This is a genomic window from Caulobacter sp. GW821-FHT09H08 (assembly GCF_059415885.1).
On the sequence record NZ_JBWKOC010000005.1, the window covers coordinates 365,098 to 379,203 of the forward strand.

Annotated in this window: 10 protein-coding genes; 9 read left to right on the forward strand and 1 reads right to left on the reverse strand. The window is 67.5% G+C overall.

Annotation, left to right across the window (positions count from 1 at the left end; all coding sequences use genetic code 11):
• Window positions 1-156 precede the first annotated feature (156 nt).
• The 7 genes from AC07NN_RS19590 to AC07NN_RS19620 all read left to right on the forward strand — a co-directional run bounded on the left by AC07NN_RS19590 (window position 157) and on the right by AC07NN_RS19620 (window position 6,473).
• A complete protein-coding gene (locus AC07NN_RS19590) occupies window positions 157-309 on the forward strand; it encodes a hypothetical protein (protein WP_494644866.1) in 153 nt (50 codons plus the stop codon).
• Window positions 310-327: 18 nt separating this feature from the next.
• Window positions 328-1,299: an alpha/beta fold hydrolase gene (locus tag AC07NN_RS19595; protein WP_494644868.1), complete on the forward strand. Its 972-nt coding sequence runs from the start codon at window positions 328-330 to the stop codon at window positions 1,297-1,299.
• Between the two features lie 7 nt (window positions 1,300-1,306).
• Window positions 1,307-2,140 carry a helix-turn-helix transcriptional regulator gene (locus AC07NN_RS19600; protein ID WP_494644870.1) on the forward strand — a complete coding sequence of 278 codons (834 nt, stop codon included), beginning with the start codon at window positions 1,307-1,309 and terminating at the stop codon, window positions 2,138-2,140.
• Between the two features lie 95 nt (window positions 2,141-2,235).
• Entirely contained in the window at window positions 2,236-3,459 is a 1,224-nt protein-coding gene (locus AC07NN_RS19605) for a rhamnogalacturonan acetylesterase (RefSeq protein ID WP_494644872.1), read from the forward strand.
• Window positions 3,449-4,411: an alpha/beta hydrolase gene (locus tag AC07NN_RS19610; RefSeq protein ID WP_494644874.1), complete on the forward strand. Its 963-nt coding sequence runs from the start codon at window positions 3,449-3,451 to the stop codon at window positions 4,409-4,411. Before AC07NN_RS19605 ends, AC07NN_RS19610 begins: the two co-directional genes overlap by 11 nt.
• Window positions 4,408-5,799 carry a rhamnogalacturonidase gene (locus AC07NN_RS19615; RefSeq protein ID WP_494644876.1) on the forward strand — a complete coding sequence of 464 codons (1,392 nt, stop codon included), beginning with the start codon at window positions 4,408-4,410 and terminating at the stop codon, window positions 5,797-5,799. Before AC07NN_RS19610 ends, AC07NN_RS19615 begins: the two co-directional genes overlap by 4 nt.
• Complete coding sequence (locus AC07NN_RS19620) at window positions 5,796-6,473, forward strand: DUF6250 domain-containing protein (protein WP_494644878.1); 678 nt, start codon at window positions 5,796-5,798, stop codon at window positions 6,471-6,473. The genes AC07NN_RS19615 and AC07NN_RS19620 overlap by 4 nt, the downstream gene beginning before the upstream one ends.
• Window positions 6,474-6,591: 118 nt before the next feature.
• Here AC07NN_RS19620 and AC07NN_RS19625 read toward each other — a convergent pair whose 3' ends face one another.
• Window positions 6,592-10,239 carry a TonB-dependent receptor gene (locus tag AC07NN_RS19625; RefSeq protein WP_494644880.1) on the reverse strand — a complete coding sequence of 1,216 codons (3,648 nt, stop codon included), beginning with the start codon at window positions 10,237-10,239 and terminating at the stop codon, window positions 6,592-6,594.
• 301 nt (window positions 10,240-10,540) lie between these two features.
• Here AC07NN_RS19625 and AC07NN_RS19630 point away from each other — a divergent pair, with 301 nt between their 5' ends.
• Window positions 10,541-12,508, forward strand: coding sequence for a rhamnogalacturonan lyase (locus AC07NN_RS19630; protein ID WP_494644882.1), 1,968 nt, complete (start codon window positions 10,541-10,543; stop codon window positions 12,506-12,508).
• Window positions 12,505-13,845: an oligogalacturonate lyase family protein gene (locus tag AC07NN_RS19635; RefSeq protein ID WP_494644884.1), complete on the forward strand. Its 1,341-nt coding sequence runs from the start codon at window positions 12,505-12,507 to the stop codon at window positions 13,843-13,845. The genes AC07NN_RS19630 and AC07NN_RS19635 overlap by 4 nt, the downstream gene beginning before the upstream one ends.
• Window positions 13,846-14,106 lie beyond the last annotated feature (261 nt).

Below are 14,106 nucleotides of genomic sequence, written 5' to 3' on the forward strand. Positions count from 1 at the left end.
TCCGCTGAAGCGGGAGACGCGACCCTAGCGGCGACGAAGCGGAGCGGCTGGAGCCGGGCTGGGCGGGATCGCGATCGCCCCGGCCGTTCCGCGTCCGTCGCCCCGGTCACGTCCTTTCAAGACATCCCCCGAAGACCCAAGCCAAGGAGCCACTCCATGGACGCCAAGACCTGCGCCGCGTGCGACTGCGAACTCGAGACCGACGTCATCACCGTCACCATCGGCGGCCGGACCGTCGAGGTCTGCTGCGAGGAATGCGCCCTGGCGCTGGGCGAGGCCCAGGCCGCCATCACCGGACCGGAAGCGTAAGACACCATGGCCATCGACATGACCCGCCGCCGTTGGCTGACCGCCACGACCGGCCTCGCCGCCACGGCCCTGTTGGGCGGCGTCGCCCGCGCTCAGGATAGCGACGCCGAGAACGACGCCCGCGCCGCCGAGCGCTGGACCCGCGAGCGACGTTTCCAGGCCACGCCCTACGGCCGCACCGCCTATATCGACCGCGGAACCGGCCGCGTCGCCCTGTTCCTGCACGGCTTCCCGCTGAGCAGCTTCCAGTGGCGCGGCGCCATCGACCGGCTCTCGCCGCACCGCCGATGCCTGGCGCCCGACTCCATGGGCCTGGGCTTCACCGAGGTGCTGCCGGGCAAGTCGGTGACGCCCGACGACCAGGTGAAGATGCTGATCGCCTTCCTGGACGCCCTGCACATCGACACCTTCGATCTGGTGGCCAACGACAGCGGTGGGGCCGTGGCCCAGTTGCTGGCCACGCGCCATCCGCAGCGCGTGCGAACGCTGCTGCTGACCAATTGCGACGTCGAGCCCGATAGCCCGCCGCCGGCCCTGACGCCGGTGTTCGAGCTGGCCGAGATGGGCATCTGGCCCGACGCCTGGCTGGCGCCGTGGCTGAAGGACAAGGCCAAGTGCCGCGCGCCGGACGGCCTGGGCGGCATGTGCTTCGCCAACCCGGCCCACCCGACTGACGCGGCCATCGAGCAGTATCTCGGTCCGATCCTGCAATCGGTCGAGCGCAAGGACTTGGCCAACCGTTACGCCCTGGGCCTGAAGCCCAATCCCCTGGCGGGTGTCGAGGCGTCTTTGCGCAAGCTGGACATCCCCGTGCGCGTGATCTGGGGCATGAGCGACGACATCTTCGCCAAGGAGAACCCGGACTACCTGGCCAAGGTGCTGCCGCGCGTGGAAGGCGTGCGCAGAATTCCGGAAGCCAAGCTGTTCTTCCCCGAGGAGTATCCCCATATCGTCGCTGAGGAAGCGCGGCGCTTGTGGCGCATCGCCTAGAGGACCAATGAGCGGATACGCCGTCCAGCAACTGCTCGATACGCCGACCGTGTCGCTGTACGACGTGGTCTGCGACGGCGCGTGCCGGCACCGGAGCGGCGAGGAATGCGCCCATGGCGCGCACCTCGTCTTCCCCTATCGCGGCGTCTTCATGCACCACTTGGGCGGCGATCGCGACGCGGTGGCCGAGCCCAATCAGGTGATGTTCTTCAATGGCGAGGAAGGCTTCCGGATCAGCCATCCGGTCGAGGGCGGAGACGCCTGCCTGTCGATGTCGCTGAGCCCGGAGATGTTGGCGGAGCTGACGCCGAAGGATCAGCAGCGCGGCGGGCCCGAGGTCGCCTTCGAGCGGCAACAGCGGCGCATCGATCCCCGCGCCCAGGCCCTGGTCGCCTTGCTCAAGCACAGCCTTTCGCGCGGAACGATCGAGACCCTCGAGGCCGAGACCCTGAGCCTGACCCTGGTGCGCCGCGCCCTGGGCGAGCGGACCTCCCACGCCTCGTCCGCAAGCTGGAGCCGGACAAAGCTGGTCGACCGCGCCAAGCTGGTCCTGGCCTCGGACCTGGGCCGCCGCTGGACCCTGGCCGACATCGCCGCCGAGGTCGGGGTCTCGCCCGTCTACCTGACCCAGGTGTTCCAGCAGGTCGAGGGCGTGCCGCTCTATCGCTACCAGCTGCGCCTGCGCCTGGCCCGGGCGCTGGATCTTCTGGACAGCTACGACCACCTGACCAATCTGGCCCTGGACCTGGGCTTCTCCAGCCACAGCCATTTCAGCGCCGCGTTCAAGCAGGCTTACGACCGCACGCCGGCGGAATTCCAGCGCTCGGTCCGCGCTGTATAAATCCCATATTGCAGGATATTATCCTGTATTTTGACATTGAAACCCTCCCCGCGCGGGTCTACCAAGATCACGGACTCTGCGCGTAGGGAGGCGGCATGATCCTGGATCGGCGTATGCTGATGATGGGCCTCGCCCTGACGCCAAGCCTTGCGCTGGCCAGGGAGGACGCCCCCGTGTGGACCTTCGATTTCACCACTTCGCCTGCCACGCCGTACGACCCGGCCGCCGGCCACGGGTTCGAGCCCGTGGCGGGCAAGCTGTTCTCGGTGCGCGTGCCCGAGGGCGACTACCGCGTGACCCTGGACCTGGGCGGCGATAAGCCCTCCGAGACGACCGTGAAGGCCGAGGCCCGCCGGCTGATGCTGGAGACCGTCCGCGTCGCGGCCAAGAAGACCGAGACCCGGACCATCATCGTCAATGTCCGCCGCCCCGACCTCGCCCCGCCGCCGACCAATGCGCCCGGTGGCACGCGGGTGCTGCTCAATCCGCGCGAGGACGGCAGCTACGCCTGGGACGACAAGCTGACCCTGGAGTTCTGTGGCCCGACCGCCGCCGTACGCCGGCTGAAGATCGAGCCGGTCAAGGTCCCGACCGTGTTCGTGGCCGGCGACTCCACCGTCACCGACCAGCGCGCCGAGCCCGGGGCCGGCTGGGGCCAGATGCTGCCGCGCTTCTTCAAGCCGGACCTGTCGGTCGCCAACCACGCCGAGTCCGGCGAGACCATGAAGTCCTTCCTGTTCGAGCACCGGCTGGACAAGCTGCTCAGCGGCATGAAGGCCGGCGACTGGCTGCTGATCCAGTTCGGCCACAACGACCAGAAGGCCAACTGGCCCCAGACCTATGTCGAGGCCGCCACAACCTATCGCGACTATCTGCGCGCCTATGTCGGCGAAGCTCGGCGGCGGGGCGCGACGCCCGTGCTCGTGACCTCGATGCACCGGCGCAAGTTCGACGCGGCCGGCAAGATCGTGAACACCCACGGCGACTATCCGCAGGCGGTGCGCGACACGGCCAAGGAGCTTGGCGTTCCGCTGATCGACCTGCACGCCATGAGCGCGGCCTTCTACGAGGCGCTGGGCCCCGAGCAGGCCTGGAAGGCGTTCAGCGACGGCGGGAAGGACGCTACCCACCACAACAACTATGGCGCCTACCAGCTGGCGCGCTGCGTGGTCGAGGGCATCCGCGCCGGCGTGCCCAGCCTGGCCGCGCATCTGGCCAGCGACTTCGGCCCCTTCGATCCGGCCCACCCGCCCTCTCCCGACACCTTCGCCCTGCCGGCCAGCGCGTCGATCAGCAAGGAACAGCCTCGTGGAAACTGACCGTCGCGCCCTTCTGGGTCTCGCCGCCGGCCTGACCGCCCTGCCCGCCTTCGCCCGTGCGGCCGACACGCCTTCGCCCGTCGAGACCGTCGACCTGTGGCCTGGCCCGGCGCCGGGCGGCGAGAAGGTCACTGTCACCGAGAGCGTGATCCTGCGCACGCCGGGCGGTGATCCGAACGACACCGCCTTCCTGAACGTGACCAGGCCCTGGCTGACCATGCGCCGGCCGGCCAAGCCGAACGGCGCGGCGGTGCTGATGATCCCCGGCGGCGGCTATGTCCGCGTGGCGGTGGGCAAGAAAGGCGGGTCGATCGACGCCTGGCTGGCCAGCCTGGGCATCACCGCCTTCGTCATGGACTACCGCCTGCCCGCCGACGGCTGGGCGGCCGGCCCCGATGTCGCCCTGCAGGACGCCCAGCGGGCCATGCGCCTGATCCGCGCCCGCGCCCCGTCGCTGGGCGTCGATCCGGCCAAGGTGGCGGCGATCGGCTTCTCAGCCGGCGGCCACGTCGCCGCGCGCCTGGCCACCCAGTTCGGCCGCGAGACCTACGCCCCCGTCGACGAGGCCGACAAGCTGCCGACCCGGCCGTTCGCGGCGGGCCTGTTCTATCCGGTGATCACCGGCACGCTCCCCTACGCCCACGGCCAGTCCCTGAAGCAGCTCCTGGGCGCGAACCCGACGGAGGCTCAGCGCCAGGCGATCTCGGTCGAGCTGAACACCCCGGCCGATACCCCGCCGGTGTTCATCGCCGCGGCGGCCGACGACAAGACGGTCCCGGTCGAGAACAGCATGCTGATGTGGCAAGCGCTCCGGGCCAGGAAGGTCCCCGTTGAGATGCACCTGAACGAGGTCGGTGGCCACGGCTTCGGCCTCAAGGATCGTAGCGGCCAGGTCGCTCCGGTGGCGCTCGCGCTGGACGCCTTCTTCAAGCGCCACGGCCTCTACGCGTGAGCGGCCAGAAGCTGGCCACGGACGCGATCAACGCCGCCATCATCCATGCGCACGCGCGGGGCGGTGGCGAGGTCGTGGTCCCGGCCGGCCGGCATCTGTCGTTCTCGATCCGCCTGCTCAGCGGCGTCACGCTGAAGCTGGATGAAGGCTGCGTGCTGGAGGCGGCCGATCCCGCGATCCATGACGGCGCCTACGATCCGGCCGAACCCAACCCCCACGACCTCTGGCAGGACTTCGGCCACAGCCACTGGCGCAACAGCCTGATCTGGGGCGAGGACGTCGAGGACGTCGCCATCCTGGGCCCCGGCCGCATCGACGGCGCGGGCCTGACCCGCGAAGGCCCCGGCTCGCGCTGGAAGAAGCAGGCCGGCGAGTTCCCGCTCAGCATGGCCGCGCTTTCGGCTGAAGCGATGGCCGAGCTGTCGCCGCAGGTCGAGGCCATGGCGGGCCTGGGCAACAAGGCCATCGCCCTGAAGCGCGCCAAGCGGGCGCGGATCGAGGGCCTGACGATCTTCCAGGGCGGCCACTTCGCGGTGCTGGCGACGGGCTGCGAGGACTTGGTCCTGCGCGACCTGGTGGTCGATACCAACCGCGACGGGTTGGACATCGACGCCTGCCGAAGGGTGCTTGTCAGCGGTTGCCGCGTGAACACCCCCAATGATGACGCCATCGTGCTGAAGAGCTCCCTGGCGCTCGGCGAACTGATCCAGACGCAGAACGTGGTCATCGAGCACTGCGAAGTCAGCGGGTTCGATCCCGGCACCATGCTGGACGGGACCTTCGGCCGGACCCAGCTGGTCTCGCCCGACCAGGACCGCGTCACCGGCCGCATCAAGCTGGGCACGGAGTCCAACGGCGGGTTCAAGGACATTACGATCCGCGACTGCCGCTTCGTCCGCTCGCGCGGCCTGGCCCTGGAGGTCGTGGACGGCGGGACGATGGAGAACGTGGTCTGCGAGCGCCTGCACCTCTCCGAGGTGACCACCGCCCCGATCTTCCTGCGCGTCGGCGACCGGCGGCGGGGACCGGAGGGCACCCCGCTGGGGGCCATGCGCAACATCGTGCTGCGCGACGTCGAGGCCTTCGACATCCTGCCCGACTACGCGGCGACTATCGCCGGCCTGCCGGACTCGCCGATCCAGAACGTGACCCTGTCGAACATCCACCTCTCCTATCGCGGCGGCGGCCATGCCGAGTGGGCGCAGCGGCGGCCGGGCGATCTGCCCGAGGCCTATCCCGAGCCCAGCATGTTCGGCCTCTCGCCCGTCCATGGCCTGTGGGCGCGGCACGTGGAGGGCCTCAGGATCGAGAACCTGACCATCGAGACCACGACGCCGGACGCGCGCCCCGAGCGCCTGTTCGAGAATGTCCGCGAGATCTCCGAATGATCCTCGACCGCCGCGCCCTCTTGGCCGGCCTGGCCGCCACGCCGTTCGCGGGTCTGGGCAAACGCCTCCACGCCGACGACTTCCGTCGTGGCCTGAAGCGCTGGGCGTTCGAGGCCGAGAAGCCGGCGACCGTGACAGCCAAGAACGGCGTGCTCGACATCGTCGCCCCGGCTGGCTTCACGGCCTGGTTCAAGCCGGAACTGATCGGGCCGATCGCCATCACCTACGAGGCCCAGGCGGTCTCGGCGGGCGGGCCGTTCGACAGGGTCAGCGACCTCAACGCCTTCTGGATGGCGCGCGAGGTCGACGGCGGCTCGCCGCTGGCCCGGCCGCGTTCGGGGGCCTTCGCCGACTACGACACGCTGAAGACCTACTATGTGGGCCAGGGCGGCAACGGCAACACGACCACGCGCTTCCGCCGCTACATCGGCAAGCCCGGCGACCGGCCACTGCTGCCGCAGCACGACCACGCCGCCGCCGACGAGATGCTGACGCCCAACCACTGTACGTCTGTGCGGTTGATCGCCGACGGCGAGCGCATCGAATACTGGAGCGACGGGCGTCGCCTGTTCGAGCACAGCGATCCGGAGCCTTACACGCGCGGCTGGTTCGGCCTGCGTACGACCCTGAGCCACCTGCGGATCCGAAACTTCGCCGTCTACGCGCTGCGCTAGCCGCTCGCCCGTCCTGAAACGACAACGGCCAGGTCCGCGAGAGCAGACCTGGCCGTCATTGTTTTCGTCGTGGGCGGCGGGAAGCGGCGGGCCGAAACCCGACGCTCCCGCTCCCCAGCTAGTTCTTGTAGACGAAGCCCACGGCGACGCGGGCGCCGCCGAACTGCGCCGACCACGGGTTGGCGCGGCCCGAGAAGCCGGCCCGGTCCGAACCGACGGTCAGGCGAGCGGCGTTCAGCATGTTGCGGCCTTCGGCATAGATCTCGAAGTTGTTGTTGATCTTCCGCGAGATCTTGGCGTCCAGATATTCGTACTTTTCCGAGTAGTAGGGCTCGCTCGGATTGTACGGGAAGCCGACGAAGTTGCCGATGTTGGTGTTCGGCGGGTTACGGACCGGCGACGCCGACGTGTTGTTACACGGCGAGATGCAGGTCAGGACGCGATCGCGGGTCTGATAGCTGATCCGGATCTTGTTGGCGCCGTCGTCGTACCAGATGCCCAGGTTGGCGAAGTACTTCGACTGGCCGGCCGGATCGAGCGCATCGGCGGTCAGCGGATCGATATAGGTCACCGAGTTACCCGACTTGGTCGTCGAGATGTTGAAGTCCAGGCCGGTATGCTTGAGCACCCACGGCAGGAACGTGAAGGCGGTCTTCGACGTAAACTCCCAACCGCTCTGAACATTGCCCGGACCATTGAGGAACGAGGTCATGCCGAACTCGTAGTCCGAGAACAGCTTGGTCGTGCCGGGGATGACTTCGCCGGTGCCGTTGAAGATCGGGTTGTTCTTCAGCGGCACCTGAACCGGCGCGCCAATCCGCGTCTTCTGGCGATAGTAGGCCAGGCTGATCGAGGTGTCGCGGTTAGGGTACCACTCGATGCTCGTGTTGTTCTTGGTCGCCGTATAGGGCTTCAGCTCGGGGTTGCCGAACGTGCCGCAGGACATGTCCTGCTCGGAACCGTCGGTGTCGATCAGGCCTTCACGACGCTCGTCATAGGTGCAGGTGCCACCCGGCCACAGGCGACCGAGAGGCGGCGGGGCGATCGTCTTGGCCCACGAGTAGCGGATCACCAGCTTGTCCGGGATCGCCCACAGGGCCGCGTTGTACGAAGGCATCCAGCCCGTGTACTCGCGGTTGATGGTCACCGGCTTGGTGATGGTAGTCGTCGTCACGCCGTTGGCGTTGTTCGGGTCGTTCGGATTGAAGTTGGCGTTCTTCAGGGTAGCCGCGAGGCCCACATAGCCCGAACCCGACACCTCGGTCTTCACCATCCGCATGCCGAGGTTGCCGTTCAGCTCCATGTCGAACGGCAGGCGCTGTTCCCATTCGGCCATCCAGTACCAGGAGAAGTTCTTCTCCAGGGTCTTGTTGACCGGCTGGTCGTAGACCACGCCATCGCTGCCCTTACAGGACTTCACGCAGCTGAAGTTGTAGTTCTGCGCGCTGGCCAGCTCGCTGAACGCCTTCGGCACGTCGATGCTGTCCCAGACCGTCAGGCCCTTGGTGCCTTCGAAGCCCTTCATGAACGCGCCGGAGTTGGCCTCCAGGCTGTTCTGGAAGATCGAGATCAGCTTGGACTGCGGCACGGTTTCGATACCGTACAGGAAGGCCGTGCCGGTCGTCGGGTTCGGCGCATAGCCATAGGCGCAGGCATTGGCGGCCAAGGTCGTCGAGACGTTTTCGCAGGCGCGGACGTCGCTGCGCAGCGCCAGGGTCGGAACGAAGACACCGGCCTTCGGCGAATAGCCGCCGGCGCCCCACGAGTCGGTAGCGCCTTCGCGATAGAAGCCGCCGACCTTCACGCGCGTGAAGAACGGCACCTTGTCCGGGACGATATAGCTGATGTCGAGCTTGTACTGGTCTTCGGTGCTCTCGACGATCCGCGGGTTCCACTGCAGGCGGAACAGCGCGCTGTAGCTGGGCATGCCAGCCGCGGTCGGAGCCAGCAGCTGGGCGAAGTTCGTCATGTTGGTCTCGTCGTACGAGGCCGGCGTGTCGATCGTCCAGATGCCGTTCTCAAGCGCGCGCATCGTGGCGTTGCCATAGGTGTAGCTGCGCGAGAGGCGACGGTCGTAACGGGTGTAGGAGGTGTCGGTGCGACCACCGCGGAACTCCACCTTCAGCGGTCCCCGATCATAGTCGGCGCCGTAGGTGATGTAGTTGGTCTTCCAGTCCTGGGTGTTCTCGATGTGGTCGATGCCGACGGCGGCATTGGTGATGTCGAACGACGTCAGGTGGTGAGCGTCGTCGACCTTGACCGAACCCGGGATGATGTTGGCGGCGACGCCATAGATCGGGAACGAGTTGTTGGTGACAACCGTGCCCGGCGTGGTGTCGATCGCCGACACGCCCGTCGGGAAGGCGCTGCTGTAGATATAGTAGCCGGAGTTCGCGACGGCCGAGAGCGGGTTGGTCGTGCCCGTCGGATAGAAGGTGTTGGTGACCAGCGGCGAGGTGACCTGGTTCAGCGTCGCCACGCCCAGCGAGGTGATGCCGCCGCGCGTGCGCTGACGGTTGTCCTCGTGCTGCTTGCGGTTGGTGACCTGATACTTGCCGAAGATCGTCAGGTTGTCGGTGACGCGGTAGTCGAGACGCAGGTCCCAGGCCAGACGGTCTTCATACTGCGACCAGTTCTGGTCGCGGACCAGGTTGGGCGTGTAATCGTTCCACTGGTTCAGGCAGCTGATCTGCGAGTTGATGACCGCGGCCTGCGCGGCCTGCCGGTTGGCGTTGTTCGAGCCGGCCGAGATGGTGTTCAGCTGGGCGTCGGTCAGCAGCGGGAAGGCCGTCAGACATTCCGCCTTGGTCTTGGCGTTGGCCGACTTGGTGACCACTTCCAGCGGCGTCGGCGCCAGGAAGTTGCCCGTGCCGCTGGCCAGGGCCCACGTGCCGAGCGGGGTGTTGGCGTCGATGCCATTCACCGCCGACGGGTTGTAGGCGAAGGTCTTGTTCGGCGAATTGTCGAAGTCGGCGAAGCGCGTATAGCCCTGGGCGTTGTTCGAACCGGCGTTGTTCAGCGCGTGGCTGTCGTTGTAGCGCTTGGTCGAGTTCAGGTTCCCGACGAAGCCCAGACGGCCGTCGAAGAACTTGCGCGCGCCGACGACACCGATCTCAGGACCGATCTTCTTCGACAACGTGTTGGCGGCGCCGGCCCCACGGACCGACAGATAGGGCTTCTTGAAATCGAGACCGGTGCGGGTCTGGATCTGGACGGTGGCGCCCAGGCCGCCGGGCGTCATGTCGGCCGTCTGGCCCTTGATGACGTCCAGGCTCTTGATCATTTCGGCCGGCAGTTCGCGCATGTCGGCCGAACGGCCGTCGCCGTTGGCGCCGTTCACCGCGACGCTGAAGCCCGAGGCGGCGACGCCCATGCCGTCCAGCTCGACGCGGGTCAGGTCCGCGCCGTTGCCGCGGATGGTGACGCCGTCGCCTTCGCCGAAGCCGTTACGTTCGATGGCCACGCCGGCGATGCGCGACATGGCTTCGTTGACGTTGCTGTCCGGGAAGGAGCCGACGTCGTCGGCGACGATGGAGTCCTGGGCCGTCTTGCTGCGCTTCTTGCGCTGGATGGCCGACTGCTGCGAGGCGCGAGCGCCGACGACGATCGCCTCGACGGTGGTCGGTTCGTTGCGAGCCGTACTGACCGGCGCATCCGCGCCGCCCGTGGTCTGGCCAAACGCATGTCCCGCGAATGCGAGGCCTGCGCTCAGGGCTAGAATCGACGCTGTGGCGGTCGCACGTTGGCGAGCCCTCGAGAACTCCATGGGTGTCCCTCCCTTTAATTCGTTGGCCTGACGCGCCGTCCCCTGGCTCGCCCGGTCGACCGCCTTGCACGCCCGAAACCCGAGGTTTTGACCTCAGAGATTCGCGCACTCCGGCTCATTCTTCGTACAAATAGACTAGTGCCATATGTTGAGATGTCAACGCAATTTGTGGGAAGACAGAACTTAGGTTTCGTGATGTAACCCACAGCGATCCTGACGGCGCCTCGCGCGAGCGCACGGACAGAAGCCGCATCGATGCGGACCGGGGTCTCACAAGGCTTTCAGGGAGGGCGCAACGCCCATGTTCACGCATAGAGACAAGCGACTCGGCGCAACGGCCTGCGCGGCCGCACTGTTGGCGGCGAGCGCCGGCGCGGCCTGCGCCGCGCCCCGTTGGATGGAATCGCTGGACCGCGGCGTCGTCGCCGTTCCGGCCAAGGACGGCGGCGTCCTGGTCAGCTGGCGACTGCTGGGCGACGACCCCGCCGGCGCGACCTTCAACCTCTACAAGGACGGCAAGAAGCTGAACGCCAAGCCGCTGAAGGGCGGCACGGACTTCGTCGACAAGACCGACGGCGCGGGCGCCTACACGGTGCGCCTGGTGGCCAAGGGCAAGGAAGGCGCGCCCAGCAGCGCCGCCAGCGTCTGGACGAACGGCTATCTCTCGATCCCGATCGACCCCCCGCCCGGCGGCACGACCCCGGCCGGCGAGGCCTATACCTACACGGCCAACGACGCGAGCGTCGGCGACGTGGACGGCGACGGCCGCTACGAGATCATCCTGAAGTGGGATCCGACCAACTCGAAGGACAACGCCTTCGGCGGCTACACGGGCGACGCCTTCATCGACGCCTACACGCTTGAGGGCAAGCGCCTGTGGCGCATCGACCTGGGCCGCAACATCCGGGCCGGGGCGCACTACACCCAGTTCCAGGTCTTCGACTATGACGGCGACGGCAAGGCCGAGATCGCCATCCGCACCAGCGACGGCACGATCGACGGGACCGGCAAGGTGCTGGGCGATCCCAATGTCGACTGGCGCGAGAGCGGCGGCGAACGGCCCCAGGCCGACCGCACCGGCGCCTTCGTCCAGCCGGACGGCACCAAGGTCGCCAAGGTCCAGGGCCGCCTGCTCAAGGGACCCGAATATCTGACCGTCTTCGAAGGCGCCACCGGCAAGGCCCTGGCCAGCGCCCCCTACTCGCCCCCGCGCGATCCGCGCACCGACGCCCCCACGGTCGAGCAGATGACCGAGATCTGGGGCGACGGCTACGCCAACCGCTCCGACCGCTTCCTGGCCGGTACGGCCTATCTGGACGGCCAGCGGCCCAGCATCGTCATGGCGCGCGGCTATTACGGCCGCTCGACCCTGGCGGCCTGGGACTTCCGGGACGGCAAGCTGACCCAGCGCTGGCTGTTCGACAGCGCCGCGCCGGGCAACGAAGCCTTCGGCGGTCAGGGCAATCACCAGCTCAGCGTCGCCGACGTCGATGGCGATGGCCGCGACGAGATCATCTATGGCTCGATGGCCGTGGACGACGACGGCAAGGGCCTGTGGAGCGCCCGCCTCTTCCACGGCGACGCCATGCACGTCGGCGACCTGGATCCCACCCATCCGGGCCTGGAGAAGTTCGGCGTCCACGAGAGCCCGCGCATGAACGGCGGGATCGGCGCGGCCATGCTGGACGCCAAGACCGGCAAGCTCCTGTGGAGCACGCCGACCGACAAGGACACCGGCCGAGGCCTGGCCGCCGACATCGATCCGCGCTTCCCCGGCGACGAGGCCTGGGGCACGAACCAGGACGCCCTCTACACCGCCCAGGGAAAGGTCGTGGAAGGCGTGAAGCATCCTCGCCAAACGAACTTCGCGATCTGGTGGGATGGCGATGACCTGCGCGAGTTGCTGGACCGCAACCAGATCAGCAAGTGGGACTGGAAGGCCGGCCAGGCCACGCCGCTGCTGACCGCCGAGGGCATGACCTCGAACAACGGCACCAAGGCTACGCCGACCCTGTCGGCCGATCTGCTGGGCGACTGGCGCGAGGAAGTGATCTGGCGGGCAGAGGACAACAAATCCCTGCGCATCTACGCCACCCCCTACCCCACCGAGCGCCGCCTGGTGACGCTGATGCACGACCCGCAGTACCGCGTGTCGATCGCCTGGCAGAACACGGCCTACAACCAGCCGCCGCACGTCGGCTTCCACCTCGGTGAAGGCATGAAGCAGCCCTCGCCAGTCGCCATCGAAACCCGGAAGGCCTCGAAATGAAGTCGCCCTCGATGAAGTCCTTGGTGATTGGCGGCCTCACCGCCCTGCTCCTGGTCGGCAACGTGTCGGCCCAGGACATGATGACCGCCGCCAAGCCCGGCGCGCCCGAGCCGCCGCTGGAGTGGGTGGACAAGACCACCGGCCACCGGATCGTGCGCCTGTCGCGCGAGGGCGGCAGCTCCAGCCTGTACTTCAACTACAACGGCTACACGCCCAAGGGCGACCGGCTGGTGTTCTCGTCGCCGAACGGGATCACGGCCATGGACCTGAAGACCCGGGCCCTGACCAAGATCGTCGAGGGCAAGGTCCGGCTGCTCTATGTCGGCCGCAAGACCGGCGCGGTCTATTATGAGAAGGCCCTGACCGATAATCCGATGGGACCGAAGGCCGTGATGGCCACCGATCCCTACACCAAGGCCACGCGCCAGGTGGCGGTCATGGATCGCGGCTCCCTGCAGACCATCAACGCCGACGAGACCCTGCTGGCCGGCGTCGCCGTGCGCAGCGACGTGCCGATCCCGGCCAACATGGCCGACTCCCTCCCCAGGAACCCCGACGACGTGAAGAGCGCCGACGGTCGCGAGCTCTCCTACGCCGAGGGCCGCGAGGTGCAGCTGAATGCGCGTCTCGACAGCCGCATCCCGATGGAGATCTTCACGATCAACACCGTGACCGGCGAGCGCAAGATCGTCCACCAGGCCACCGATTGGCTGAACCACCTGCAGTTCTCGCCGACCGATCCGGGCCTCTTGATGTTCTGCCACGAGGGTCCCTGGCACAAGGTCGATCGCCTGTGGCTGACCCGCGTCGACAAGGCCGGCGATACACCCGTGAAGATCCACACCCGCACCATGAACATGGAGATCGCGGGCCACGAGTGGTTCAGCGCCGACGGCAAGACCGTCTGGTACGACCTGCAGACCCCGCGCGGCGAGGACTTCTGGGTCGCCGGCTACGAGATCGCCACCGGCAAGCGCAACTGGCTGCACGTCCAGCGCAACGACTGGTCGGTGCACTTCAACTCCTCGCCGGACGGCAAGCTGTTCGCCGGCGACGGCGGCGACAGCGAGATGGTCGCCCACGCGCCGGACGGGAAGTGGATCGTGCTGCTGAAGCCGCGCACCGTGCCGGACGTCGCGGGCATCCACGCGCCGGGCGCCGAGCACCTGATCGCGCCGGGCGTGCTGGATTCCGAGCGCCTGGTCGATATGCGGGCGCATGACTATCGGCTCGAGCCGAACGTGACCTTCACGCCGGATGCCAAGTGGCTGGTGTTCCGCTCGAACATGCACGGGGCTAGTCAGGTGTACGCGGTCGAGGTGGCGAAGGCGCAGTAGGCCTATGAAATCCCTCTCTCATAGAGAGAGGGAGGGACCCGCCGCCGAAGGTGGTGGGAGGGTGAGAGGTTACACCCTCCCAGAATAGAGCCCTGGCTCAGACCGACGAGGCTAGACGTTCGCACCCAAGACCAAAGTGTCGGCTCGCCTGTGGATAGGTGGTGAGAGGTCCGGGGTTTTCCGGCCAGCGGTGAAACCTCTCACCCTCCCACCACCTTCGGCGGCGGGCCCCTCCCTCTCTCACAGAGAGAGGGATTTGAG